Annotated in this window: 27 protein-coding genes and 1 other RNA gene; 22 read left to right on the top strand and 6 right to left on the bottom strand. The window is 40.6% G+C overall.

Annotation, left to right across the window (positions count from 1 at the left end):
• Nucleotides 1–25 precede the first annotated feature (25 nt).
• The 8 genes from tpiA to NSS80_RS16690 all read left to right on the top strand — a co-directional run bounded on the left by tpiA (nucleotide 26) and on the right by NSS80_RS16690 (nucleotide 7006).
• Entirely contained in the window at nucleotides 26–787 is a 762-nt protein-coding gene (gene tpiA, locus NSS80_RS16725; protein ID WP_065214785.1) for a triose-phosphate isomerase, read from the top strand.
• Entirely contained in the window at nucleotides 780–2315 is a 1536-nt protein-coding gene (gpmI, locus tag NSS80_RS16720; protein ID WP_024423499.1) for a 2,3-bisphosphoglycerate-independent phosphoglycerate mutase, read from the top strand. The genes tpiA and gpmI overlap by 8 nt, the downstream gene beginning before the upstream one ends.
• A 31-nt stretch (nucleotides 2316–2346) precedes the next feature.
• A complete protein-coding gene (eno, locus tag NSS80_RS16715; RefSeq protein ID WP_003212752.1) occupies nucleotides 2347–3639 on the top strand; it encodes a phosphopyruvate hydratase in 1293 nt (430 codons plus the stop codon).
• 259 nt (nucleotides 3640–3898) lie between these two features.
• Complete coding sequence (locus NSS80_RS16710) at nucleotides 3899–4168, top strand: hypothetical protein (RefSeq protein ID WP_024423498.1); 270 nt, start codon at nucleotides 3899–3901, stop codon at nucleotides 4166–4168.
• 58 nt (nucleotides 4169–4226) lie between these two features.
• A complete protein-coding gene (locus tag NSS80_RS16705) occupies nucleotides 4227–4994 on the top strand; it encodes an ABC transporter ATP-binding protein (protein WP_252049818.1) in 768 nt (255 codons plus the stop codon).
• Nucleotides 4966–6363, top strand: coding sequence for a hypothetical protein (locus tag NSS80_RS16700; protein ID WP_252049817.1), 1398 nt, complete (start codon nucleotides 4966–4968; stop codon nucleotides 6361–6363). Before NSS80_RS16705 ends, NSS80_RS16700 begins: the two co-directional genes overlap by 29 nt.
• Nucleotides 6360–6728, top strand: a complete 369-nt coding sequence (locus tag NSS80_RS16695) for a metalloprotease family protein (protein ID WP_120207699.1) — start codon at nucleotides 6360–6362, stop codon at nucleotides 6726–6728. Before NSS80_RS16700 ends, NSS80_RS16695 begins: the two co-directional genes overlap by 4 nt.
• On the top strand, nucleotides 6725–7006 hold the full coding sequence (locus tag NSS80_RS16690) for a hypothetical protein (protein ID WP_024426069.1): 282 nt from the start codon (nucleotides 6725–6727) through the stop codon (nucleotides 7004–7006). The genes NSS80_RS16695 and NSS80_RS16690 overlap by 4 nt, the downstream gene beginning before the upstream one ends.
• A 21-nt stretch (nucleotides 7007–7027) precedes the next feature.
• On the opposite strand, the gene NSS80_RS16685 is transcribed toward NSS80_RS16690, so the two are convergent.
• A complete protein-coding gene (locus NSS80_RS16685) occupies nucleotides 7028–7492 on the bottom strand; it encodes a GNAT family N-acetyltransferase (protein ID WP_252049816.1) in 465 nt (154 codons plus the stop codon).
• A 15-nt stretch (nucleotides 7493–7507) separates the two neighbouring features.
• Nucleotides 7508–7972, bottom strand: coding sequence for a hypothetical protein (locus tag NSS80_RS16680; protein ID WP_041115645.1), 465 nt, complete (start codon nucleotides 7970–7972; stop codon nucleotides 7508–7510).
• Between the two features lie 119 nt (nucleotides 7973–8091).
• Here NSS80_RS16680 and NSS80_RS16675 point away from each other — a divergent pair, with 119 nt between their 5' ends.
• A complete protein-coding gene (locus NSS80_RS16675) occupies nucleotides 8092–8724 on the top strand; it encodes an NAAT family transporter (RefSeq protein WP_034280938.1) in 633 nt (210 codons plus the stop codon).
• 54 nt (nucleotides 8725–8778) lie between these two features.
• On the opposite strand, the gene NSS80_RS16670 is transcribed toward NSS80_RS16675, so the two are convergent.
• Entirely contained in the window at nucleotides 8779–9315 is a 537-nt protein-coding gene (locus NSS80_RS16670) for a GbsR/MarR family transcriptional regulator (RefSeq protein ID WP_034280936.1), read from the bottom strand.
• Nucleotides 9316–9584: 269 nt separating this feature from the next.
• Here NSS80_RS16670 and NSS80_RS16665 point away from each other — a divergent pair, with 269 nt between their 5' ends.
• The 4 genes from NSS80_RS16665 to NSS80_RS16650 are packed head-to-tail and all read left to right on the top strand — an operon-like array spanning nucleotide 9585 to nucleotide 13042.
• Entirely contained in the window at nucleotides 9585–10733 is a 1149-nt protein-coding gene (locus tag NSS80_RS16665) for a betaine/proline/choline family ABC transporter ATP-binding protein (protein WP_025094044.1), read from the top strand.
• Nucleotides 10734–10746: 13 nt separating this feature from the next.
• On the top strand, nucleotides 10747–11400 hold the full coding sequence (locus tag NSS80_RS16660) for an ABC transporter permease (protein WP_034280933.1): 654 nt from the start codon (nucleotides 10747–10749) through the stop codon (nucleotides 11398–11400).
• A gap of 13 nt (nucleotides 11401–11413) precedes the next feature.
• The gene (locus tag NSS80_RS16655; RefSeq protein WP_061110093.1) at nucleotides 11414–12331 is read left to right on the top strand and encodes an osmoprotectant ABC transporter substrate-binding protein; all 918 of its coding nucleotides are present in this window, start codon (nucleotides 11414–11416) and stop codon (nucleotides 12329–12331) included.
• Nucleotides 12332–12352: 21 nt separating this feature from the next.
• Complete coding sequence (locus NSS80_RS16650) at nucleotides 12353–13042, top strand: ABC transporter permease (RefSeq protein ID WP_034280931.1); 690 nt, start codon at nucleotides 12353–12355, stop codon at nucleotides 13040–13042.
• A gap of 79 nt (nucleotides 13043–13121) precedes the next feature.
• On the opposite strand, the gene NSS80_RS16645 is transcribed toward NSS80_RS16650, so the two are convergent.
• The 3 genes from NSS80_RS16645 to NSS80_RS16635 all read right to left on the bottom strand — a co-directional run bounded on the left by NSS80_RS16645 (nucleotide 13122) and on the right by NSS80_RS16635 (nucleotide 14448).
• Entirely contained in the window at nucleotides 13122–13442 is a 321-nt protein-coding gene (locus NSS80_RS16645; protein ID WP_024423485.1) for a helix-turn-helix domain-containing protein, read from the bottom strand.
• A gap of 70 nt (nucleotides 13443–13512) precedes the next feature.
• Complete coding sequence (locus NSS80_RS16640; protein ID WP_317221830.1) at nucleotides 13513–13914, bottom strand: transcriptional regulator; 402 nt, start codon at nucleotides 13912–13914, stop codon at nucleotides 13513–13515.
• 138 nt (nucleotides 13915–14052) lie between these two features.
• A complete protein-coding gene (locus tag NSS80_RS16635; protein ID WP_034280928.1) occupies nucleotides 14053–14448 on the bottom strand; it encodes a helix-turn-helix transcriptional regulator in 396 nt (131 codons plus the stop codon).
• Nucleotides 14449–14602: 154 nt separating this feature from the next.
• Between NSS80_RS16635 and NSS80_RS16630 the strand changes: the two genes are divergently transcribed.
• The 9 genes from NSS80_RS16630 (at nucleotide 14603) to NSS80_RS16590 (ending at nucleotide 25088) form a co-directional block, all read left to right on the top strand.
• On the top strand, nucleotides 14603–14836 hold the full coding sequence (locus NSS80_RS16630; RefSeq protein ID WP_024719830.1) for a helix-turn-helix transcriptional regulator: 234 nt from the start codon (nucleotides 14603–14605) through the stop codon (nucleotides 14834–14836).
• A 37-nt stretch (nucleotides 14837–14873) separates the two neighbouring features.
• Nucleotides 14874–15164, top strand: a complete 291-nt coding sequence (locus tag NSS80_RS16625) for an AbrB/MazE/SpoVT family DNA-binding domain-containing protein (protein WP_024423481.1) — start codon at nucleotides 14874–14876, stop codon at nucleotides 15162–15164.
• Between the two features lie 186 nt (nucleotides 15165–15350).
• Nucleotides 15351–15584 (top strand): preprotein translocase subunit SecG, encoded by a 234-nt coding sequence (secG, locus tag NSS80_RS16620; protein ID WP_003212746.1) that lies wholly within the window; start codon nucleotides 15351–15353, stop codon nucleotides 15582–15584.
• A 124-nt stretch (nucleotides 15585–15708) separates the two neighbouring features.
• Nucleotides 15709–16455, top strand: a complete 747-nt coding sequence (locus NSS80_RS16615) for a carboxylesterase (RefSeq protein WP_317221831.1) — start codon at nucleotides 15709–15711, stop codon at nucleotides 16453–16455.
• A gap of 19 nt (nucleotides 16456–16474) precedes the next feature.
• The gene (gene rnr / locus NSS80_RS16610; RefSeq protein WP_317221832.1) at nucleotides 16475–18817 is read left to right on the top strand and encodes a ribonuclease R; all 2343 of its coding nucleotides are present in this window, start codon (nucleotides 16475–16477) and stop codon (nucleotides 18815–18817) included.
• Between the two features lie 139 nt (nucleotides 18818–18956).
• On the top strand, nucleotides 18957–19427 hold the full coding sequence (smpB, locus tag NSS80_RS16605) for an SsrA-binding protein SmpB (protein WP_012011279.1): 471 nt from the start codon (nucleotides 18957–18959) through the stop codon (nucleotides 19425–19427).
• A gap of 174 nt (nucleotides 19428–19601) precedes the next feature.
• Nucleotides 19602–19964, top strand: a transfer-messenger RNA (tmRNA) gene (ssrA, locus tag NSS80_RS16600).
• Nucleotides 19965–20247: 283 nt separating this feature from the next.
• On the top strand, nucleotides 20248–23358 hold the full coding sequence (drmA, locus tag NSS80_RS16595; RefSeq protein ID WP_317221833.1) for a DISARM system helicase DrmA: 3111 nt from the start codon (nucleotides 20248–20250) through the stop codon (nucleotides 23356–23358).
• Nucleotides 23355–25088, top strand: a complete 1734-nt coding sequence (locus NSS80_RS16590; RefSeq protein WP_317221834.1) for a DUF1998 domain-containing protein — start codon at nucleotides 23355–23357, stop codon at nucleotides 25086–25088. The genes drmA and NSS80_RS16590 overlap by 4 nt, the downstream gene beginning before the upstream one ends.
• The last annotated feature ends 2 nt before the right edge of the window (nucleotides 25089–25090 follow it).

Genomic DNA, 25090 nt, shown 5'->3' with positions numbered 1-25090 from the left:
AAACTGCTATAAGGAAGTGTCAATCATGAGAAAACCAATTATAGCTGGGAACTGGAAAATGAACAAAACACTTGGCGAAGCAGTCAGCTTCGTTGAAGAAGTCAAGTCATCTATTCCATCTCCTGACAAAGTGGAATCCATTGTCTGTGCGCCAGCTCTTTTCCTTGAAAAGTTAAACAGCCTTTCAAACGGAACAGACCTTAAAATTGGTGCACAAAACATGCACTTTGAAGAAAATGGTGCATTCACTGGTGAAATCAGCCCTGCTGCTCTAAAAGATTTAGGCATCGGCTATTCAGTGATTGGGCATTCAGAGCGCCGTGAATTCTTTGCTGAAACAGATGAAACAGTGAACAAAAAAGCACATGCTGCATTCAAGCATGGCATCGTTCCAATCATTTGTGTAGGTGAAACGCTTGAAGAGCGTGAAGCTGGCAAAACAAATGAACTTGTCGCTGATCAAGTGAAGAAAGCACTAGCTGGTTTAACGAAGCAGCAAGTCGCTGAATCTGTGATTGCATATGAGCCAATCTGGGCGATCGGTACAGGAAAATCTTCTACAGCGAAAGATGCAAACGACGTTTGCGCACACATCCGCAAAACCGTTGCAAGCGAATTTGGTCAAGAAGCGGCAGACAGCCTTCGCATTCAATATGGCGGAAGCGTGAAGCCGGCAAATATTAAAGAATATATGGCAGAATCCGATATTGACGGTGCTTTGGTAGGCGGCGCAAGCTTAGAACCTCAGTCTTTCGTTCAATTATTGGAGGAAGGTCAATATGAGTAAGAAACCAGCTGCATTAATCATCTTAGACGGGTTCGGTTTAAGAGGCGAAACAGTCGGTAACGCTGTCGCACAAGCAAAAAAACCGAACTTTGACCGCTACTGGAACGAATTTCCGCATCAAACCTTAACGGCTTCAGGTGAGGCAGTAGGCCTCCCAGAAGGTCAAATGGGGAACTCTGAAGTTGGGCATTTGAACATCGGTGCAGGACGCATTGTGTATCAAAGCTTAACAAGGGTGAATGTTGCCATCCGTGAAGGGGAATTTGAGAAAAACGAAACGTTCCTAGATGCAATGACTTATGCAAAAGAGAATGACAAGGCGCTTCATTTATTTGGACTCTTGTCAGACGGCGGTGTGCACAGTCACATCCAGCATCTTTTTGCCCTGCTGAAGCTGGCGAAAAAAGAAGGCTTAACAAAGGTATACATTCATGGCTTCTTGGACGGACGTGATGTTGGTCAGAAGACAGCCAAAGTATACTTAAAACAGCTGGAAGAACAAATCAAAGAAATCGGTGTCGGTGAAGTGGCAACACTTTCTGGACGCTATTACTCAATGGACCGTGACAAACGCTGGGATCGTGTGGAGAAAGCGTACCGTGCGATGGCATATGGTGAAGGTCCAAGTTATCAAAACATTTATGATGTCGTTGATGACTCCTATGAAAATGGAATCTACGATGAATTCGTTATTCCATCTGTCATTACGAGAGAAAATGGTGAGCCGGTTGCCAAAGTAAACGACGGTGACTCTGTGATTTTCTATAACTTCCGTCCAGACCGTGCCATCCAAATCTCGAACACTTTCACAAATGCAGATTTCCGCTCGTTTGACCGCGGAGAAGCTCATCCGAAGAATTTACACTTCGTCTGCTTCACACACTTCAGTGAAACGGTTGATGGCTATGTTGCCTTCAAACCAGTGAATTTGGATAACACAGTAGGAGAAGTGCTTTCTCAAAACGGATTGAAACAGCTGCGGATTGCTGAAACAGAGAAATATCCTCACGTGACGTTCTTTATGAGTGGTGGACGTGAAGAAGAATTTCCTGGTGAAGACCGCATCTTAATCAATTCACCAGATGTGGCAACCTATGACCTCAAGCCGGAAATGAGCGCTTATGAGGTAAAGGATGCACTTGTTGCAGACATCAATGCTGACAAGCATGATGCGATCATTCTGAACTTTGCTAACCCGGATATGGTTGGTCATTCAGGTATGCTTGAGCCAACAATCAAAGCTATTGAAGCAGTAGATGAGTGCTTAGGAGCTGTAGTCGACGCAATCCTGGCAAAAGGCGGACATGCCATCATCACGGCAGACCACGGTAACGCAGACGTGCTCATTACCGAAGAAGGAAAGCCGCATACTGCACATACAACGAATCCTGTACCAGTCATCGTGACGAAAAAAGGTGCGACGCTTAGAGAAGGCGGTATTTTAGCCGATCTATCTCCAACGCTTTTAGACTTACTTGGTCTTGAAAAACCAAAAGAGATGACAGGAACATCATTAATTCAGAAATAAAAAAATTGATTCAAAAGGAGAGAAATTAAACATGCCATACATTGTTGACGTATATGCACGCGAAGTATTAGACTCTCGCGGTAACCCAACAGTTGAAGTAGAAGTTTACACAGAATCTGGCGGCTTTGGCCGTGCGCTTGTTCCAAGTGGTGCTTCTACTGGTGAATATGAAGCAGTAGAACTACGTGACGGAGACAAAGACCGTTACCTTGGAAAAGGTGTTCTGACAGCTGTAAACAACGTAAATGAAATCATTGCACCAGAGCTTTTAGGCTTTGATGTAACAGAACAAGTAGCGATTGACAAAATGTTAATCGAACTTGACGGAACAGAAAACAAAGGGAAATTAGGCGCAAACGCAATCCTTGGTGTATCTATCGCTGTAGCACGTGCGGCTGCTGATTTCTTACAAATTCCACTGTATCAATACCTTGGTGGCTTCAACTCCAAAACGCTTCCAGTACCGATGATGAACATCGTCAACGGCGGAGAGCATGCGGATAACAACGTAGACATTCAAGAATTCATGATCATGCCTGTAGGTGCACCGAACTTCCGTGAAGCACTTCGCATGGGCGCTCAAATCTTCCATAGCCTGAAATCTGTATTAAGCGCAAAAGGCTTAAACACAGCTGTAGGTGACGAAGGTGGATTCGCTCCAAACCTTGGTTCTAACGAAGAAGCACTTCAAACAATCGTTGAAGCGATCGAAAAAGCTGGCTTCAAACCAGGTGAAGAAGTGAAGCTTGCAATGGATGCTGCATCTTCTGAGTTCTACAACAAAGAAGACGGTAAATATCATTTATCAGGCGAAGGTGTTGTGAAAACATCTGCTGAAATGGTTGACTGGTATGAAGATATGGTATCGAAATACCCAATCATCTCTATTGAAGACGGCCTTGATGAAAACGACTGGGAAGGTCACAAACTATTAACTGAGCGCCTTGGCAGCAAGGTTCAGCTAGTAGGAGATGACTTGTTCGTTACAAATACGAAGAAGCTATCTGAAGGAATCAAAAACGGTGTTGGTAACTCAATCCTGATCAAAGTAAACCAAATCGGTACATTAACTGAAACATTTGATGCAATCGAAATGGCAAAACGCGCAGGATACACAGCTGTTATCTCTCACCGTTCTGGTGAAACTGAAGACAGCACGATTGCAGACATCGCTGTTGCAACAAACGCTGGACAAATCAAAACAGGTGCTCCGTCTCGTACGGACCGTGTGGCGAAATACAACCAATTACTTCGCATCGAAGATCAATTGGCTGAAACAGCACAATATCACGGCATTGCAACATTCTATAACTTGAATAAATAATGTCAGCTATGCGCTGCGTTCCGCTCTTTCATGAGAGCGGGACGCAGCGTTTTTTTTGTGTTGAGCGAAAATCCGGTGGCTAATTCATTTGGCTTATCCTATTTCTGTAAAAAATCCTCCTTCAGTTAGAGAAGAAGCCAAAATCCTCTCCATTTATAAGCACTAAATCATGAAAAATCGACTAAAAATATGATCTGAAATGAACTTATGCTTTCTGTAAGGAGGTGGTATCATTTTACATATATTAGGGGGTGATGAGATGCTGAATCCTTTTAGCCTTCGTTTTCCAGTAGGTGTGTATATGTATGTCCTTCACCTATTGGCGGCATATGATGAAAGGAAGCAACGAATTTTAACTTCTAAGAATGTACAGAAAAACGCATTTTGGATTTATGTCCTTGCCGCTATATTAGGCATTATTTCACTTGGAGCATTGATTTGGGCATGCAAGACCTTTGGACGGGGCTCGAAATTTTTAGGAGAGTTCAAATTATTAGGCATGTACGTTAAAATCCAGTGCGGTTTTTAACAGGGATGAGAACAGATGCAAGGTCATCTGTTCTATTTGAAACAAACGGAGGGATATGATGCTGACATTACGATTAAAAGAAAAAACATATAGCCGCACCTTCTCTCTCCGTAATATTCAAATGAATGTCGAGAAAGGGCAGATGCTGCTGCTTTTGGGGCATAATGGTGCGGGAAAGACGACGATGATCCAATCCATGTTTGGGCTGACACCATTTATAGGATGCGTCACTTTACACGGTAAACAGCTGAACCTTCAATCCTCAGAACATATCTCCTTGTTGAAAAAACATGTTTCCTATATTCCTGACGAGCATTCGTTGTTCGATTATTTATCACCGAGGGAATACTTTCAATTACTTCAGCTGCCAAATGAGAAAGATGTCACACGGGAGGAGACGTTCATCGAACTGTTTGAGCTGGGTTCATATATGGATCAGCCTATCGCTCAGCTGTCTCATGGCAATCAAAAGAAAACGCAGATCATTTCCCAGCTCCTCAGGCCATGTGATTATTATGTGTTCGACGAGCCAACGAACGGACTTGATCCAGATATGATGATCATCTTAAAAAAGGTGCTCATGAAGCTGAGAAATCAAGGCGCTGGCATTCTCATTTCAACCCATCATTTGAGCTTTGGTGATACGCTTTATGACCATCTCATGATCTTAAGAAATGGGGACGTCAAACTGGATATGTCCCGCCAAGAAACGAATCAGACATTTCCTCATCAGGCACTTGAAGAGATTTATAAAGAAGTGAATCGAGATTACTATATGCAGGTGGAGAGGTTACTCAATGATCTGGACACGACACTTTCTTCATAAAATAGAATGGGGAATGCTGACAACGAAAGGAAAGCAGCTCGCAAAAAAGTACCCTATACAGCTTCTCGCAGCCGCGGCTTTTTTCTTGCTCATGTACGCGATATACGTCGTTATCAGCCTGCGCTTTTTCATGCAGGCAGGAGAAAGTGAGCCGGCTGCTCTATACCTCCAATTGATGAAAATGACGCTTCTACTTTTAGGCGCAGCTATTTTGTTATCCCGCAATAAATTAAAGCGACAGGAATATCAATTCTACTTTTTGAATAGTGCGATACAAAGTGTGCCATTTGTCCTTTGTGTGTATTTCTTTCCGATGCTCTTTTGTTTTCTCATGGTAGGACTGCTTTTTTTACCGATTGTCTTAGGCCTTTTGATCAGCGGTGTTACGCCATCTTTGTATTGGATAACGGCTGTATGCATGACTTGCTGTGTACTGGCGCTGCTTGCACTTGCTTCTTGGATGGTGATGCGGATTGCTGTGAGCCATTTCGTATCTAAAACAAAAGAGCATTTGCTGCTGCAAACGCTAGGCTTTGCGGTGCTGAATCTATTGGTGTTTCTCCTTTTGAAAAAAGCAATGGAGATGATCCGTGTATGGCCATCAGTCTATCTCATATTTCTGGTGATCCTTCTAAGCGCTGGCTGGCTATGGCTGAAGGGGTTAGCGGCTTCTTATGTCCATCGGATGTTTTTGCAGCTGAAAACAGAGGTAAAGTCGTTTTCTTACAAGAAAATCAGAACGCAATCTTCCTTTCTGACGCACCTGCGGCAGGAATTGGTCTATTTCAGCCGGTCAGCTGTTTTTAAAGAACAGGGCATTTTGTTTTTATTTCTCGTTTGTTTGACGGCGGGGCTGCCATTTGTTTTTACACCGGTAGAAACCGGCTGGCTGTATGCCTTTATTGTGCAGTATGCATTAAAGGAAATATTGATCATGCTTCCGCTGATGATTGGCAGAGAATATCATATGAATCAAAGGGCTATTTTTATGTTAAATACATCAAAGAGTGCTTATTTATTGTCTAGAATTTTATTTTATTACGCTATTAATTTGTTGACATATTTTGTGTTTATTTGGCTTGCATCTATGGTGATAGGCATTGAAAGTGAAGGGCATGGCCTCGCAAGTTTGTCCATTTTGTTGATCACTGCCATGGCGGCCTGTACAGGGTTTATCGTGAAGATCAGTGAGTTCAATAAACTGTTTGTCATCGTGATGATGATTGCTGTATTCAGCTTCATCGATATGCTTTTATTGAAGTGGCTTTCATCAGATGTGTATCTTCTCGCCACCGCCTATCTGCTAGGTTCACTTGCATTCTTTATCTGTATATATGCTGTCATGTTAAAGAGGCCTGTCTTGCGATGATAGAACTTGTGTGCAGTTTCCTAGCGGTTGTGGTGATACATGAACTCGGTCATATACTAATGGTCATGGTGTGTAACAAATTCGAAAAAAGGCCGCTCTTTGATTTTGTGATAACGATTGATCGGAAGCATGTGGCGGTTGTCCATGAAACGTTTGGCCGGCCGAGCTTCAATATGATGGTGGCACTTGCAGGGCCGCTCTTTCCGGTGCTTTGTTCGATTTTGCTTTTTATGATATGGAAGCATCCGGTCAGTCATCAGCTGCTGTTTTTTTCTTTACTAAATACGGTGATGCTGCATCCAGCTTGTCCAGACGGGAAAAATATCACAGCCAGTTTAAAAGAGATGAAGGAGAGAAAGAGATGATCAAAGTATTTCATTCGTTTTCCAGCGGTATAACACTTGCGATGCTGTATGTATTTGCTGTGTTTATGACCCCTGTTTTTTTACTGCTGCTAGAGGTCAATCATGTTGAATCAAGCCCAACATTGTTTGGCATGCCATTTTATATCATGAAAATTGAAGAGTATCAATTCAGCTCAGAGGCGACGCTCTTTGGATGTGTGGTCTGTTTTTTAGCTGGCGCCGTCCTTTATTTCTTCATTCAATATGTGAAGCATGTGGTAAAAAAGCGCAGAACATAAAAAAGCAGACGGAACAAAACATCAGTCTGCTTGCAAAGTGAGTGACAGCCGTACCATATCCATACACTGAATGCCATTTTCAAAAATCGGTTCATTATAATGCTTAAGAAAGAAATCGTGGTCAATAGATGTCATGCGGAAGCCGCATTTCTGATAAAGTGCGAGCTGCTGAATGCTCGAGTTGCCTGTGCCGATTTCAACTGTGTGAAAACCTGCGGCTTTCGCTTCATCAATGGCATGGCGGATCAGCTGCTTCCCAATTCCTTTTCCTTGCCATGATTCCTTCACGGCGACATTAATGATTTCGACTGTCTGCTGAGACAGAGATAAAAGCACATAGACGCCAATCACGTCCTGTTCATGATACGCGGCATAACAAGAGCCGGATTGCACATAAGTAAGAACCTTTTCCTTGGAAGGATCAGCTAAGAGTAAAAGATCCATAGGGACAGATTGATCACCTGACAATGGCCGAATGTGTATCATGTTTTTTCATCCTTTCTATTCTTTAATATACCCTTGTTTCACACCCCAATCATATTGATCCTGTACCCATTGTGAGGGCGGATTGTGGGTGACATTTGGGTCTTTTTTGACAGTTGGTTTCCTTGCAGCCTGTGCTCTCTGCTTATTCGCTTGAGCAGTGGCTTTCGCTGCTGTCAGCTCTTTTTGAAGCTGGTCAATTTTTGCCTCAAGCGCTTTTCGCTGCTTGACTTCTTTTTGATAGGCTTTCTTTTCGTTTTTGAGCTTTTTCGACATGGTCGACAGTTTCTTTTTTTGATCTTCGTTTTCATGCTTCATATCCGCTTGATCTGATTTTAACTGCGAAAGCTGCTCAGTGTTCGTTTTGCTTTCTTGCTGATGTTTTTCCTCTGCTGCTTTGATGGTCTGCTGCTGCCAAACCATCCAGCCGGCTGCGCCTAAAACCGCAACAGATAGAAGGACGATAGTGATTGTTTTCTTCATGTGTGATTCCCCTTTCAATAAAACCTCTATTAACATCGGTTAAATATATACAGGTTTTAACATCACAAGGGAATATTCACATCAGATTGGCAGACACTATGAAAAAAGGAGGGTGTCTGTTGATTTCCTTTATGATTCATGTCGTGGTCTCATTATTTGCTGTATCAAATCCCATTGGAAACGTGCCTCTTTTTATCACCTTAACAGAGGGATATACAGAGAAAGAACGCTCTCAGACAGCCAAAAAAGCCATTGTGGTCTCTTTCATCATTCTGATTGCCTTTCTATTGGCAGGCAGGCTTATCTTCAAATTGTTTGGGATCGATATTCATGCACTCCGCATCGCTGGAGGTATTTTTATTTTTGGTATCGCTTACAATTTGCTGAATGCAAAGGAGTCACATGTCCAAAATCCACATTCTGAAGAAAAGGCAGAAAGCAAAGAGAAAGCGGATGTCTCCGTTACGCCGCTGGCGATCCCGATCATCGCTGGTCCTGGTACAATCGCTACAGTGATGAGCTTAACCCCGGGAAGTCAAGTGATGCTTCACATGTTTGCGATTGTAATTGGCATTGTCATCGTTCTGGCAATGACCTTTTATGCCTTTCATTATTCAAGTTTCATTATGCGGAAAATGGGGAAAACAGAGATGAATGTCGTGACGCGGTTAATGGGATTAATTCTTGCTGTAGTGGCAGTTGAGATGATCGGCGCAGGCTTAAAAGGGATGTTTCCAATGTTTATGCAATAAGTGTATATAAAAAAGCTGTTTTTTCTACAATGATGTAAAATAAAACAGCTTTTTTTAAGGTTTCGGCACATGCTTAAACACTTCTTCACTTTCAAAGAATTCAATTAAGCGGCTAATCCAATCATAGTAATCAAGACTTTCCTTGATTTCTGAAAGAAGCAGATTGATTTTATCCTCTGTCTCTTCTGGCAGGTCGTCCTGTTCAAGCAGCTCCAGCAATTCCTTGCACGTTTTCTTATGTGCCTTGCGGTTTTTGCTGACAACTCGGGACCAATTGGCTGCAAACAAGGAAATAAACGTTTGATATTGATCTTGCTCAACGTCATATAGATCTTTACGTATTCCTTTTTCATAAACCTTTTCCGCAATATTCAAATCAAGCATTTCTCGAACGACTTGACTCATTCTCGTTTTGCTCATGCCTGTCGCCTCTGATAGCTCCCCAAGCGTCATTGGTTTACGGTTCATGTGAATGATACCAAGCACTCTACCCACTGTAGAAGAAAGACCAAAGGCATTCATGTTCTCGGCAGCTTTTTCAATATAATGATCCTGTGCTTTTTGAATGGCGCCTAACGCTAGCTTGTCCACTCCCCGATTCATCCCTTCACGACTGACAATTTGTAACACAATATATCATATACCTGTTTGTTGATGAAAACAATAAATATTGAGTATTTGCTCGTAATTTGGAGGAAAAAGGAGAGATCTCTATCTATCGGGCCGTTAACTGAAAATTTTAAATAAATGTTATGCAATACAAACACATCGTAAACTTTTTATTTTATAAAGTTTGCACTATAATAAATAAGGTGTAAATTTTCTGAAAATATTGATCCGACTAATTGGAGGTGTCTCATTTGCTGAAACTAGAGAATGTATCTAAGACGTATAAAGGCGGAAAAAAAGCTGTCAAAAATATTGATTTAGAAATAGCAAAAGGAGAATTTATTTGTTTTATTGGACCGAGTGGCTGTGGTAAGACAACAACCATGAAGATGATCAACCGACTCATCGAACCTTCCTCAGGAAAAATCTTCATCGAGGGAGAAAACATTATGAAAAAAGATCCAGTTCAATTAAGAAGAGAAATTGGCTATGTGATTCAGCAAATTGGACTGTTCCCCCATATGACCATCGCACAAAACATTTCACTTGTTCCGAAGCTGTTAAAATGGCCGGAAGAAAAACGAAAAGAACGGGCGCGTGAACTGCTGAAGCTTGTCGACATGGGACCGGAATATTTAGAGCGCTATCCTCATGAACTCAGCGGAGGACAGCAGCAGCGTATTGGTGTTCTTCGCGCACTAGCAGCGGAACCCCCTCTGATCCTCATGGATGAACCGTTTGGCGCACTTGATCCAATCACACGAGATTCATTGCAGGAAGAATTTAAGAAACTGCAAAAAACGTTAAATAAAACCATTGTATTCGTCACACATGACATGGACGAAGCTATTAAACTAGCTGATCGAATTGTGATTTTAAAAGATGGAGAGATTGTCCAAGTAGGTACGCCTGACGATATTCTGCGAAACCCAGCCAATGAATTCGTAGAAGAATTCATCGGCAAAGAACGTCTGCTTCAATCAAATCCGAATATGGAACGTGTAGAACAAATGATGAACACGTCACCAGTCACCGTTACAGTTGAAAAAACATTAACAGATGCCATCTACATCATGAGAGAAAAGCGGGTCGATTCCTTGCTTGTAGTAGATGAACATCATGTGCTAAAAGGCTATATCGATATTGAAACAATTGATGCGAACCGCAGAAAAGCAGCTTTCGTTGGTGATATTTTAAATACAGAGTTCTATACCGTACAAGAAGGCGCACTTCTAAGAGACACTGTCCGGAAAATCTTAATACGCGGCATTAAATATGTACCGGTTGTGGATGCAGAAGGGCACTTAAAAGGCATAGTGACACGTGCAAGTCTTGTAGATGTTGTGTACGACTCCATTTGGGGAGACGATACGCCGGCAGCTGTCACTGAAATGAAGTAAGGGAGGTGTACACATGGATCAAATCATCGACTTTCTAGAGAAAAATGGTGGGGAACTCCTCACAAAAATGTGGGAGCATTTATATATTTCCTTAATTGCTGTTGTGCTCGGTATTCTTGTTGCCGTTCCTTTAGGCGTGGTACTCACACGAATGAAGCGAGGCGCAGGTTTTATCATCGGTATCGTGAATATCTTTCAAACACTCCCTAGTTTAGCGATTCTTGCCTTTTTTATTCCTATTTTGGGGGTTGGGAAAATACCTGCAATCGTTGCTCTCTTTTTCTATTCGGTTTTACCTATTTTAAGAAATACGTATGCCGGGGTACAAGGTGTGAACAAAAACTTGCTTGAATCCGGTAAAGGAATCGGGATGACAACATGGGAACAAATTCGTCTTGTTGAACTCCCGCTTGCTGTACCGGTCATTATGGCAGGTGTCAGAACGTCAACGATTTATTTGATTGGCTGGACAACACTTGCAGCCTTTATCGGTGGAGGCGGTCTAGGTGACTACATTTTGATTGGACTTCAGCTGTATCAGCCGGAATTCATTATTGCGGGTGCGATCCCAGTCACAATTTTAGCAGTCATCATCGACCTATCATTAATGAAGCTGGAGAAAAAAGTAACACCTGAAGGCTTAAAAGGATTGAAGGAAGTTTCATAAGGAGTTGGCTTATGTGAAGAATCGAAAAACAAAATGGATCAGTGCACTGCTTGCCGGATGCTTGCTATTGATAAGCGGCTGTTCACTTCCTGGACTAGCCGGCTCCTCAGGGGGCACGCTGCGAATTGGAGCACAAAACTTTACCGAATCAGAAATTATGGCCTATATGGTTAGCGATATGATTGAACATTACACTGATAAAAAGACGACCATTGTGAAAAACTTAGGTTCCAACACTGTGCAGCAGAAAGCAATGGAAAACGGAGATGTCGACATTTCTGCCACAAGATATTCAGGCACAGATTTAACAAGCACGCTTGGAATGGATGCGGAAAAAGACCCGGAGCGGGCGATGGAGATCGTCCAAAAAGAATTTAAAAAACGCTATGATTACAAATGGTTTGATTCTTATGGATTTGATAATACGTATGCCTTTGCCGTGACGCAGAAGATGGCGAAGGAAAATAATTTAGAAACGGTCTCTGATTTGAAAAAGAATGCGACCAATTACCGATTTGGGGTCGATAACATATGGCTCAAAAAGAAAGGCGACGGCTATGACGGATTTGTGAAAACATACGGAATCAAATTTGGCAGCACATATCCGATGCAGATTGGTTTAGTCTATGATGCATTAAAAAATGAAAAAATGGATATTGTACTTGCCTATTCAACAGATGGACGAATCAAAGCCTACAATCTCAAAATCTTAAAAGATGATAAACGGTTCTTCCCGCCATATGATGCATCGCCAGTAGTCCCGGAGAAAGTCTTAAAAGAAAATCCAGGGCTTGATAAGGTGATCAACAGGCTGATCGGAAAAATCGATACAGAACAAATGCAAGAGCTGAACTATCAAGTCGACGGAGAGCTTCAAGAACCAGCAACCGTTGCGAAGAATTTCCTGAAAAAACACAATTACTTTGAGTAAGATGGGGAGGTGTCAAGGCTGATGGACACACTGCAGCAATTATGGACGTATTATCAGCAGAACGGGTCATATGTGTTAGAAGAATTTTATCGGCATTTTCTCATGTCGGCGTATGGGGTGTTGTTTGCGGCGATTGTCGGGATTCCAGTAGGCATCTTTGTCGCGCATTACCGCAAGCTGAGCAATTGGGTCTTTGCCATTACCAACGTCATCCAAACGATACCGGCATTAGCGATGCTTTCCGTGTTGATGCTTGTATTAGGACTTGGCGCAAATACAGTCATCCTATCACTCTTTCTGTATTCGCTTCTGCCGATCATCAGAAACACGTATACAGGCATTGTCAGCATTGAACATGCCTATTTAGAATCAGGTAAAGCGATGGGCATGACGAAATGGCAAGTGCTGAGAATGGTTGAACTACCGCTTGCTTTATCAGTCATTATGGCTGGTTTAAGAACCGCACTGGTCATTGCCATCGGTATTACAGCGATTGGAACATTTGTGGGCGCGGGAGGTCTTGGTGATATCATTATCAGAGGGTCAAACGCCACAAACGGAACAGCCATCATTTTAGCAGGTGCGATTCCAACTGCACTTATGGCTATTATCGCTGACCTTGTCATGGGCTGGCTCGAACGCTATTTAAGCCCGACAAACAAGAAAAAAGAAAGAAAAGCGTTAGCTGAAAAAAACATCACATCTGCTTAAGCAGTTGAAAAGACAAAACCTCCCTTACATCGCTGTAAGGGAGGTTGTTTTATGAAGATCAGGCGGTTCGAATGCTGGTTTATGATTCAAGCGTGATCCATTCAGAGGACCACTTCGCAATTTCCTCAAAAACGGGTGCAAGTGAACGCCCCATATCTGTTAAAGAATACTCAATGCGCACGGGTGTTTCAGCAAAAACCTCCCGTTTTACAATACCTGCTGCCTCCAGCTCTTTTAATCTCTCAGATAATACTCTTCCGCTTAAATTTGTCAGAGCCGCCTCAATTTCACTAAAGCGCTGCTGACCTGAGAGAAGCTGAAAAACAATCAGTGCCACCCAGCGTTTACTCAATAACTCAACTGCTTTTTCAAACCGCGGGCACATGTCAGATTGATTCATCTTTCTTCACTCCAATCTGAACCCATTATACCGTAAATCTGTCATAAATCGGCGCAAAAAGCTTAAACATTTATGAGGACGAACGGCTGTTTAACATAAATAACAAATAGCGGTTGAGGTCCTCTATTTCTTTTTTCGAAAGGGTCGACCATATGTCACCATCAAATATTTCGAGATCACCAAGTTCATATTGCGCTGCGGCTTCCTTTATTTTGGATAAAACAAGATCATCTTCCCTAAGCTGTTGGACAGAAGCGGCTTCCTCAATATAGCCCGCAGCCTGCATCATGTCTTCATAAGGTACCTTTAACGCACCAGCTAGCTTTTTAATCGTAGGAGGTTTCGGAATGCCGCGTTTCCCGTTTTCAATACGAGAAATACCGGCAGCGCTGACCTCAGAATACATCGCTAATTGGTTCACCGACAGCTTCTTTTCCTCACGTAATGCTCTTAAATATGCACCAAAGTTCATTAACGCAAAACCTCACATGGTTATAGATTAGATATGTCTATTTTACTTGATTTGTTGACTATTGGCAATAAGTGCACCATGAAAATATTGACATTAGTTAATGGTGGATGTACATTAGGTTTATGCCCCGCTATTTGTTCACCTTTTTTGGTTGATGAGCGTGAGAAAGTATTCATTCAGCTGGCTGATGTCTTGTGCGGAGAGCCTTTCCCATTTGTCCCCGTCAAAAATGGGGAGATGTTCTACATCCTTTTGAAGCGCCGTTTGATAGATTTTTAACATGGACTCATATTTCGGTTTCATTTCATGAACTTGTTCCTGTTCAATATGACCGGCAAGCAGCATTAAATCCTCATAAGGCACCTTCAAAGCGTGTGCTAATTTTTTTATGGTTAAAGGCTTTGGCACACCGCGCTTTCCATTTTCAATACGAGAAATACCAGCAGCGCTTACACCTGAATACATGGCAAGCTGATTGACCGACATTTTTCTATTTTCTCTTAAAATGCGTAATTGTTCACCAAAGTGATTCATGACATCGAACCTCACATTTCAGTATATGACTTATTTTAGTATGATCATTGACCAAAGGAAATAGCAGAGGGGTAAAAGTGTTGACATAAGTTAATGAATCTGCTTGATGTGAGAGTCTTACATGTTGTACATAATGATTCCATAGGAGGTTGTAATGATGGTCGAAAAGATTCAGATCAGGCGGGCTTTTGTCATGCAGTATATGATCGAGAACGATATGTCGTTAAATCAGCTCGCTGATGAAATTGGCATCTCTCCTGCCACACTTAGCAGGGTATTAAATGGTCACCGAAAACCGGGACAGCTTGTCATTGGCAAAATGATTCATTACTTTGATAAAAAATTTGAAGATCTATTTTACTATGAAAATGTTGACAAAAGTCAATGAGTGATATCATCATATCATCATCAAGGAGGAAATGTCATTGAAAAGGACTGGGATGGTCAGACACATTGATTCTCTCGGCAGAATTGTTCTGCCCTCAGAAATGCGCAAGGTACTGAATATTAAAGAAGAGCAGCTGTTAGAAATTTTCATTGAAGATCAAACCATTATGCTGAAAAAATATGATGCAGATAAGAGCTGCCTGCTGACGGGACAAGTGACGAAGTACAACAAAAGCTATGGAAATGGGAACGTGATGCTGAGTCCTGAAGGAGCTGAACGTTTGTTAGTAGAATTAAAACAGCTATTGAAGGAAGAAGCAACTCATTAAAAATGTGTTTTTAACCGAAAAATTGCATATAAAAATGCTGCAGCCAGCACTTTGGAACGAAATTGTATCAAAATAACGAATCAAGTCGACAATATATAGGAAATCTTTATTTTGATGTTTCGTGACATGCACCTTGTTTTCATGTAAAATAAAGTTATGTGTACCAGTTTGTCTGGAGGTGTTTTCATGCACGCATTTGTTATCACATTACTCGTAATTGTCAGTATCGCACTTATCATCGTTGTATTACTACAATCAAGTAAAAGTGCTGGACTGTCAGGCGCTATTTCAGGTGGAGCCGAGCAGCTTTTCGGTAAGCAAAAAGCGAGAGGCCTTGACTTGATTCTTCACCGTTTAACGGTTATTTTGTCAGTGCTTTTCTTCATCTTAACACTTGCATTGGCATATTTAGGCGTGTAAAGCGCGAGTAACAGAAGGTCTGATCTTTTTTCAGACCTTTTTTTATTATCAGCACTCTTTTGTGTTTGTTTCATACATACAAGTGGAAAATATAAACCATACCAGAAGGAAAGGAAGTCACATCATGAAAGTTGTTACACCAAAACCATTTACGTTTAAAGGTGGAGAAAAGGCGGTGCTTCTTCTTCACGGTTTTACTGGGAATACAGCCGATGTTCGAATGCTTGGCCGTTATTTGAACGATAGAGGATATACATGCCATGCACCTCAATATAAAGGACACGGTGTGCCGCCAGAAGAGCTTGTCCATACAGGCCCGGCTGACTGGTGGAAAGACGTTGAAGAAGGCTATCAATTCTTAAAAGATGAGGGTTATGAGGAGATTGCAGTTTGCGGACTATCCCTCGGAGGAGTTTTTTCATTGAAATTAGGTTACACTGTACCTGTAAAGGGAATTGTACCTATGTGTGCACCTATGTACATAAAAAGTGAAGAAGTCATGTACCAGGGTGTACTAGATTATGCCCGTAACTATAAGAAATTTGAGGGTAAGTCAGAGGACAAAATTGAACAAGAAATGGAATCGTTCAAGAAAACACCAATGGATACACTGAGGAGCCTGCAAGAACTGATTGCAGATGTTAGAAACAATGTCGACATGATCTATTCACCTACTTTTGTTGTGCAGGCACGTCACGATCATATGATTAATACAGACAGTGCGAATATCATTTATAACGAAGTAGAGACAGATGATAAGCATTTGAAATGGTATGAAGAATCAGGCCATGTCATCACGCTTGATAAAGAGCGGGAGAAGGTTCATCAGGATGTCTATGCATTCTTAGAATCACTTGATTGGTCAATTTAAATATATAGGGGGTTAGAGTGTGCAAAAAGAAGAATTTATGGATGAATTACTCGCTTTTATGAAAGAAGAAGCATATAAACCGTTAACTGTTCAAGAGCTGGAAGTCATGATGGAGATTACCAATCCTGATGATTATAAAGAGCTCGTCAAAGCACTTGTGACGCTGGAGGATCAAGGACTCATCGTTCGCACGCGCAGCGACCGTTACGGTGTACCAGAAAAAATGAATTTGGTAAAAGGAAAGCTGTCTGCTCATGCAAAAGGATTTGCATTTGTAACGCCTGAAGAGTTTGGACAGGATGATATTTTCATTCCGCCAAATGAGTTAGGCACAGCGATGAATGGCGATACCGTCATGGTTCGTGTCAGCCACAAATCAAACGGCACGAAAAAAGAAGGAACGGTCATCCGCATTCTGGAGCGCAATACTCAGACGGTTGTCGGTACCTATACAGAAACGAAAAGCTTTGGCTTTGTCATTCCTGATGATAAAAAAATCACAAACGATATCTTCATTCCGAAATCCGCTAAAAACGGTGCGGTCGAAGGTCATAAAGTCGTTGTGACGCTGACAAGCTACCCTGAAGGAAGAATGAGTGCAGAGGGTGAAGTGACTGAAATCCTCGGTCATAAAAATGACCCTGGCATTGATATTTTGTCGATCATTCATAAACACGGTCTGCCAGGTGAGTTCCCAGAAGAAGCACTTCAGCAGGCAGTAGACACACCGGAAACGATTGATGAAAAAGACCTTGAAGGCAGACGCGACTTGCGCAATGAAACGATTGTGACGATTGACGGTGCAGATGCAAAGGACTTAGATGATGCCGTAACCGTGCAAAAGCTGGATGATGGCAAATATAAGCTTGGCGTGCACATTGCAGACGTTTCTCATTATGTCACAGAGAATTCTCCGATTGATCAGGAAGCTTATGAACGTGGAACGAGTGTGTATCTCGTCGACCGCGTCATTCCGATGATTCCGCATCGTTTGTCAAACGGTATTTGTTCATTAAATCCAAAGGTCGATCGTCTCACCCTGTCTTGTGAAATGGTTATTGATCGTAACGGGAAAGTCGTCAAACATGAGATTTTCCAAAGTGTGATCAAAACGACAGAGAGAATGACCTATTCTGATGTGAATAAGATTTTAGTCGACCAAGATGAAGAGCTTCTAAACAAATATGAGCCGCTAGTGCCGATGTTTCAAGAGATGGAGAAGCTTGCAGAGATTCTTCGTGACAAACGAATGGAGCGCGGAGCTGTAGACTTTGATTTCAAGGAAGCAAAAGTACTTGTAGATGATGAAGGCGCAGCGAAAGACGTTGTCATTCGTGAGCGTTCCGTTGCAGAAAAATTAATTGAAGAATTCATGCTTGTTGCAAACGAAACGGTTGCAGAGCATTTCCACTGGATGAATGTTCCGTTCATTTACCGAATTCACGAAGAACCAAACTCTGAGAAGCTTCAGCGCTTTTTAGAGTTCGTAACGACGTTTGGTTACATTGTGAAAGGGACGTCAACGAACATTCACCCGCGCGCACTTCAAAGTGTCCTCGATGCTGTCAGGGATCAACCGGAAGAAGTTGTCATTCAAACTGTGATGCTTCGTTCTATGAAACAGGCGAAGTATGATCCAGAAAGCATTGGCCATTTTGGATTATCAACGGAATTCTATACACACTTCACATCACCGATCCGCCGTTACCCGGATTTAATCGTGCATAGACTGATTAGAACCTATTTGATTCAGAAAAAGACAGATGAAGCGACCTTAGAAAAGTGGGGCCAGCTGCTACCTGAAATCGCAGATCATGCATCTACAATGGAGCGCCGCTCAGTCGATGCAGAGCGTGAAACAGATGATCTGAAGAAGGCAGAGTTTATGCTAGATAAAATCGGTGAAGAGTTTGATGGCATGATTAGTTCCGTGACGAACTTCGGACTATTCGTTGAACTGCCTAATACGATAGAAGGTCTTGTCCATGTCAGCTACATGACAGACGACTATTATCGCTTTGATGAACAGCACTTTGCCATGATCGGTGAACGTACAGGGAACGTCTACCGTATCGGTGACGAAATCACTGTCAAAGTCGTGAATGTCAATAAAGATGAGCACTCAATTGATTTTGAAATCGTCGGTATGAAGGGCACTCGCCGTAAATCACCAAAAGATTTCAAGTTCAAAAAACGGACAGATCCACCAGCGAAAAAAGGCCGTGGAGGTCAAAAAGCCTCTGGGGAAAAAGGCAAAGAAGATAAAAGCGGAAGTGACTGGTTCACAAACCGTAAAAAGAAGAAAAAGAAAAAACGCGTATTTGAAAACGCACCGAAACAAAAACGTAAAAAGAAAAAGTAACGTGCCAAAAAGCAAATAGGGCATCACGCTCTATTTGCTTTTTGACCACATGGCGTCAGTATTGTCGAAAGCTGGATTGTTTGATAAAATAATCCGTACGATTTGGACCGTGTTTGTGTCAAAAGGAGGGTGTACGCCAATGCCAAAGGGAGAGGGAAAGGTTGTTTCCCAAAACAAAAAAGCAAATCATGATTACTTTATAGAAGAAACATACGAAGCAGGCCTTGTATTACAAGGAACTGAAATCAAATCGATTCGTGCTGGAAAAGTGAATTTAAAAGATTCCTTTGCCAAAATCGAGCGAGGAGAAGTGTTTCTTCATAACATGCACGTGAGCCCATACGAACAGGGGAACCGTTATAACCATGATCCGCTGAGAACGAGAAAACTGCTGCTTCATCGCAAGCAAATCAGCAAATTGATTGGTGCGACAAAGGAAGAGGGATACTCACTTGTGCCTCTGAAACTATATTTGAAAAATGGCTTTGCCAAAGTGCTGATCGGAATCGGAAAAGGGAAGAAGAAATACGATAAACGTGAAGATCTGAAGAAAAAAGATGCAAAACGTGAAATCGAACGTGCCTTCCGCGATCGTCAAAAGCAATTCTAGCCTGATGCAGATGGCTTGCTGAGAGCAGAAGCATTATGCTACAATATGTTATGCAGTAAACAATCACCGCTATTTTTACAGAAACCACCAGTTGTTTCGAGCGATGAGATTGTTATAATAGTTATATACGGAAGCAGTGAAGCTGAACTTCCATCCCGTATATCCCTTTTACAAGGGGACGTTACGGATTCGACAGGGATGGTTCGAGCTTAGGCTGCGAGCCGAGAGGCGATCTCGTTAACACGCACTTAAATGTAACTGGCAAAACTAAAAGTTTTAACCAAAACTTAGCACTAGCTGCCTAATAAGCGCAGCGAGCTCTTCCTGACATCGCCTATGTGTCTGTGAGGAGCCCAATGAAGTAGGCTACGCTTACGTTTCCGTCTGAGGACGTAAGAAGAGATCCATCAGACTAGCTCTCCAAGCGCCCGTCAGCAGGCATGAGGATGAGTGAACACCAAATATGTTGACTACGCTCGTAGACGCTTAAGTAATCGATGTCTCTGGACGTGGGTTCGACTCCCACCGTCTCCATACATAGAAATGGTTTGCATTTCACTTAGTGCCATAAACGTTGGATAACAACGTTTAGGCGCTTTTTTTATGTCTTTAAATTTTTTTTGTATAGTTTTGATAAAAGTTTAATTGATTAAAAATTCTAATTTTTGCTTTTGAGTGGTTTAACTAAGGGGATAAATAGAAATTAAAAGGAATGAATTAATTTTAATATTAAACTTGAAATTTTATCGGGAAATATTACCTATCCAGAAATGCAAGGTGCTACAATGAAATTATCTAAAGAGGAAGGGTGAATTTTCAAATGAAGCAATATACAGTTTTGCGAAAAGGATTAATTCATGAATTAGAAACATATTTAATTGGTCCACGAATGCAAGATGAGATTCTTGGAAAGAATATACGCCCAATGCAATTTTATTTAACAGGGAAGTTAGTTCCGTTTGGTTCAACATCAGATGTTATAAATGAACGTGATAATGCAATAGAAACACATGTGCAAGTCAGTGAAGAAAAGATAGATGAACAACTTACATTAAAAAAACTGTTTCGCTCATCTACTATGGGCATTAGTTTTAAACTTGAAAAATTAACAACTGTAGAAATTGAAGCTTCTTGGGCTATTTATGAGGACAAAGAACATAAGCGTTTACCACAAGCGGAAAATTGGAAAATTGATCTTTCAAATCAGAGAACAGGCACATTAGAAAATTTAAATGAATCTAAATATGGAAAAGTGCGTTATACCGTTAATTATAGAAATAACTTATATCACGTAAATATTTTTTTAATGAATAGTTTAAAGAGAGAAAATCAATATCCTGAACAAGATGAAGTGATGTTTCAAAGCTCATTAAAAGTACATATACCTACAATTCATGTTGCTAAATTTACATCTAAAGCTGATCAGTATCATGTCCAAAATGAACTTCTTTATCGTGACAAAGAAGAATTAGCAATCGGTCATGGCGTGGGGGTTGATTGGAAAACAGTCGGAAATATTACAACGATTTATTCAACATGGATGCCACGTTTTGAATTGCCGAATGTAGAACATTGTAAGATCGAAAATCAGTCATTTAAGATGAAGGATTTAAGTGAATATCCTGTAGACATTTTAAAAGAAAAATTAAGTGTTATACCATCAGCATATAAATTATGGTTGAATCATGAAACGAAAATAGTTAATGAGCTACCTGATTATTTAAAGAGTGAAGCAGAACAAAATATTTTAAAAGTAAAAAATACAATCGAACGTCTAGAAGAAGGAATTTCATTAGTTACAAAAAGTAATAATTCCTTATATTATTTGGCGTTTCAATTTGCAAACCGTGCGATGCTTTTGCAACGAGCGCAATCAGGTGTAGCTCAAACGTATCGTACTACCGGAGAGAGAATAAAACCTACATTAGATGGAGAATGGCGTTTATTTCAATTAATATTTCTACTTATGAATGTTGCCGGTATATCTGATGAACAGCATATAGATCGAGAAATTGTTGATTTAATTTGGTTCCCAACTGGGGGCGGTAAAACAGAGGCTTATTTAGGTGTGGCAGCTTATGTCATGGCATATCGCCGATTATTAGCCCCAAAACAAGTAGACAAGTATGCTGGAATTACAGTTTTTATGCGTTACACATTGCGTTTGTTAACAACGCAACAATTCCAACGAGCTGCAGCTTTAATTTGTGCTGCAGAAGTTCTGCGTAAACCAAATGCAAATTTATTTGGAGAAGAGCCATTTAGTATAGGGCTTTGGATTGGACAGGATTCATCTCCTAATAAATTTGTGGATGCAATGGATAAGCTTGAACAATTACGAGACGGTAAAGAAGTTAAGACGGGCAATCCTATTCAACTAATAAATTGTCCGTGGTGTGGGGCGGAACTAGGGCCGGATCAGTATGAAATTAACAAAAATTCACAGAAAATTTGTTGTTCTAATAAAGCATGTGCATTTAAACACGGAATTCCTGTTTATACAGTTGATGAGGCAATATATCTGAAGTTACCAACATTGTTAATTGGTACGGTAGATAAAATTGCTCAGTTACCTTGGAAACAAGATATGCATGAACTATTTGGTAATAAAAACGTGTATCATCGTGAGTTAGGATTTAAATATACTAATTCTATCCCAAGGGGATACAGTCGTATTAATCGTTTGAAACCACCTGAATTAATTATTCAAGATGAGCTTCATTTGATTTCAGGACCATTAGGCTCTTTAACAGGTTTATATGAGGTAGCAACTGATCTATTAACAAGAAATAACGGAAGACCAGCTAAAGTAATTGCTTCAACAGCAACAATTAGTGGTGCGGATGAGCAAATTCGAGCTTTATACGGTCGGGAAATGCAGCAGTTCCCATTAGCTGTTCAAAAAGCAAATGATAATTTTGTTTCAAAAGAGGTGCCAACTTCTGAAAAGCCAGGGCGATGCTATGTAGGAATTTGTGCACCAGGAGTTAGTAATAAAATTCAAGCGATTCAAACATATAGTGCATATGCAACGATAATAAGAAGTGAGCCAAAGTTTAAAGTAGATCCATATTATACAATGCTAGGCTATTTTAATACGGTTAAAGAATTGGCAAGTATGGTTACTACTTTTAAAGATGAAGTAAACTCAAGATTAAATATGCTAGATCCAACAAATAAATTTGAACATGATCTAGCCGTTGAAGAATTAACGAGCCGCAAAAAAGCACAGGAAATTCCACAGCTACTAACACAAATGGAGAAAACTTTAGATGAAGCAGGTGTTCTTGATGCCGTCCTTGCAACGAATATGATTTCAGTAGGTGTCGATGTGGACCGACTTGGGACAATGTTTGTACAAGGGCAACCGAAAACGACTTCCGAATATATTCAAGCGACGAGCCGTGTTGGACGTAAATATCCAGGCGTTGTATTTGTTCTTCTTAATTCACTACGGTCTAGAGATTTATCGCATTTTGAGCGTTTTAAAGCATACCATCAAGCACTCTACCGTCATGTAGAAACTATGAGTGTAACACCTTTTGCAAAAGGTGCTTTATATAAAGGGTTAACAGGTACGTTTATTGGATTTATGCGTCAAACGATTATGGAAATCAACGCTGAGCAAAGTCCGAAAAAAATAGTACAACTACAAAATAAAGTAGATACAGCGACCGTTCAATTTTTAGAAAGAGTTCATAATGCTAATGGTGCAACCATTGAAAACGAAGTAAAGGATTTATTAGAATGGTGGCGAGAATTAGCTTGGAAGCACGCTGAAGACACATTAGCTTACAAAGAATCAAAATATGTTAAAGCTTACTTATTAAAAAACTTTAATGAAGAAGTGAATGTAAAAGATGCTCGTCCAGCAATGATGTCATTAAGAAATGTAGAAGCAGTCATTGAAATTGAGGTGTTAAAATCATGAATCAACAAAATGAAACAATCAGACCTTCGCAACTAATATACCAATCAGGACCAGGAGCAATTGTTGAACTTTTATCTCAAAGTGTTATCGTGAAATCAGCAGACCAGTGGCAATCAAGAAGGGCGCCTCAAGAAAAAGACATACGAATCACATCCTTTTTAGGGGTTGACCATGTACGCATTTTAAATGAAAATCCCGATAAACAAAAAATAAAAGCAGTCGAGTTTCCTAAATGGAAAATCTGTCCGAAATGCCATAATATGACGAATTATGGTGATGCTAATTGTTATTATTGTGCGCTGAAAAATGAAAAAGACATTCAGGAGCTTTATGCAAGCCGTTTTGTATTAGCATGTGAGAACGGTCACTTATCAGATTTTCCGTATGAAGAATGGGTACATCGAAATAAACCTTGTACAGAACATTCTAAAAATCCACGACTAATGCTAAAAACCTGTGACTCAAGTGGATCTCTATCTGATTTACACGTAATTTGCAGGCATTGTAATCATAAAGAAAGTTTAGGAAGTATTATGAAGTCTGAAGAAAGGGAGAATCATAGTTTATTTGATTGTCATGGGGAACGACCATGGATTAGTAATACTGCTAAACAGAAATGTCATTGTAAAATGAAAACGACGTTGCGTGGCGCATCTAATGTTTATTCACCTTCTGTTATGAGTTTTTTACAAGTGCCTTTAACAGCATCTAGCTCAGAATTTGAGGTTCTATATTTAGTAGAAAAAGATAAAGAAAATTTTAGTAAAGCATATTTAGGTATGGGTGAAGCAGGTCTTGAAATGGCATGTAATTTTAAAAATATCCCTTCTTCCTTTATACCTGCTATTAAGCAATATTTAGATGGCTCAATAACGCTTACAGAAAGCTCTACCTATGAATCAATTAAAAAACAAGAGTGGAACACGCTAATACAGGAGGAAATAAACGAAGAGCGTTTTTTATCTAAGCAAGTTGATATTGCACCAACGTTAATACCGTATTTTAATGGGATTTTCCGTGTGGATTCTGTACCTGAAGTACAAGTTTTAAAAGAATTTACTCGATTAGACTATATTGACCGATTTACAGATGAAGAAGAAGCGAAAACACAGCCGGTTGTTATAACAAGCGATCCTCAATGGTTACCAGCTGTGCGAAATTACGGTGAAGGTATTTTCTTTCAATTTAATTTAGATAAATTACTCCAGTGGGAAAAAACTGAGCAAATTACGAGTGCTATTGTAAGGGCTTATAATACCCAGCGTGAAGAATTTAAAAAGCCACCATTAGATATTCTGCCACGACAAATTTTGTTGCATACGTTTAGCCATGCCTTATTACAAGAGCTAGCTGCACATTGCGGCTATACAACGACGTCTTTAAAAGAACGTATTTATGCAAACGATGACATGTATGGTGCATTTATATACACTGCCTCTGGAGATTCAGAAGGAAGTTTAGGTGGATTAACAAACTTGGCTCAAAGTGAAAAGTTATTACCCATAATTATTCGTGCATTAGAAAAGATGAGCTATTGTTCATCTGATCCAATCTGTTCGGATGGGGAATTTGAATATCATACGTCAGCAAATGGCGCAGCCTGTCATGCATGTACATTTGTTTCCGAAACTTCGTGTGAATGGGGAAATTTATTGCTTGATCGTCGAACATTAATCAACATCAATCCGAATGAGAAAGACGGTTACTTTGATCAATTATTAGAAATGTAATG

The organism is Bacillus sp. FSL M8-0350 (assembly GCF_038593345.1).
Classification (GTDB): Bacteria; Bacillota; Bacilli; order Bacillales; family Bacillaceae; genus Bacillus; species Bacillus safensis.
The sequence above is the reverse complement of the archived record's forward strand: the minus strand, read 5'-3'. Positions and strand labels throughout refer to the sequence as shown.

Excerpts from the sequence above, each read along its gene's own strand:
- gpmI (WP_024423499.1), top strand. The coding sequence starts at position 780 with ATGAGTAAGAAACCAGCTGCATTAATCATCTTAGACGGGTTCGGTTTA.
- NSS80_RS16615 (WP_317221831.1), top strand. The coding sequence starts at position 15,709 with ATGAAAGTTGTTACACCAAAACCATTTACGTTTAAAGGTGGAGAAAAG.
- NSS80_RS16705 (WP_252049818.1), top strand. The coding sequence starts at position 4,227 with ATGCTGACATTACGATTAAAAGAAAAAACATATAGCCGCACCTTCTCT.
- secG (WP_003212746.1), top strand. The coding sequence starts at position 15,351 with ATGCACGCATTTGTTATCACATTACTCGTAATTGTCAGTATCGCACTT.
- eno (WP_003212752.1), top strand. The coding sequence starts at position 2,347 with ATGCCATACATTGTTGACGTATATGCACGCGAAGTATTAGACTCTCGC.
- NSS80_RS16650 (WP_034280931.1), top strand. The coding sequence starts at position 12,353 with ATGGACACACTGCAGCAATTATGGACGTATTATCAGCAGAACGGGTCA.
- smpB (WP_012011279.1), top strand. The coding sequence starts at position 18,957 with ATGCCAAAGGGAGAGGGAAAGGTTGTTTCCCAAAACAAAAAAGCAAAT.
- NSS80_RS16710 (WP_024423498.1), top strand. The coding sequence starts at position 3,899 with ATGCTGAATCCTTTTAGCCTTCGTTTTCCAGTAGGTGTGTATATGTAT.
- NSS80_RS16690 (WP_024426069.1), top strand. The coding sequence starts at position 6,725 with ATGATCAAAGTATTTCATTCGTTTTCCAGCGGTATAACACTTGCGATG.
- NSS80_RS16590 (WP_317221834.1), top strand. The coding sequence starts at position 23,355 with ATGAATCAACAAAATGAAACAATCAGACCTTCGCAACTAATATACCAA.
- NSS80_RS16645 (WP_024423485.1), bottom strand. The coding sequence starts at position 13,442 with ATGAATCAATCTGACATGTGCCCGCGGTTTGAAAAAGCAGTTGAGTTA.
- NSS80_RS16640 (WP_317221830.1), bottom strand. The coding sequence starts at position 13,914 with ATGAACTTTGGTGCATATTTAAGAGCATTACGTGAGGAAAAGAAGCTG.
- NSS80_RS16660 (WP_034280933.1), top strand. The coding sequence starts at position 10,747 with ATGGATCAAATCATCGACTTTCTAGAGAAAAATGGTGGGGAACTCCTC.
- NSS80_RS16685 (WP_252049816.1), bottom strand. The coding sequence starts at position 7,492 with ATGATACACATTCGGCCATTGTCAGGTGATCAATCTGTCCCTATGGAT.
- NSS80_RS16680 (WP_041115645.1), bottom strand. The coding sequence starts at position 7,972 with ATGAAGAAAACAATCACTATCGTCCTTCTATCTGTTGCGGTTTTAGGC.
- NSS80_RS16695 (WP_120207699.1), top strand. The coding sequence starts at position 6,360 with ATGATAGAACTTGTGTGCAGTTTCCTAGCGGTTGTGGTGATACATGAA.
- drmA (WP_317221833.1), top strand. The coding sequence starts at position 20,248 with ATGAAGCAATATACAGTTTTGCGAAAAGGATTAATTCATGAATTAGAA.
- NSS80_RS16635 (WP_034280928.1), bottom strand. The coding sequence starts at position 14,448 with ATGAATCACTTTGGTGAACAATTACGCATTTTAAGAGAAAATAGAAAA.
- NSS80_RS16700 (WP_252049817.1), top strand. The coding sequence starts at position 4,966 with ATGATCTGGACACGACACTTTCTTCATAAAATAGAATGGGGAATGCTG.
- tpiA (WP_065214785.1), top strand. The coding sequence starts at position 26 with ATGAGAAAACCAATTATAGCTGGGAACTGGAAAATGAACAAAACACTT.
- NSS80_RS16630 (WP_024719830.1), top strand. The coding sequence starts at position 14,603 with ATGATGGTCGAAAAGATTCAGATCAGGCGGGCTTTTGTCATGCAGTAT.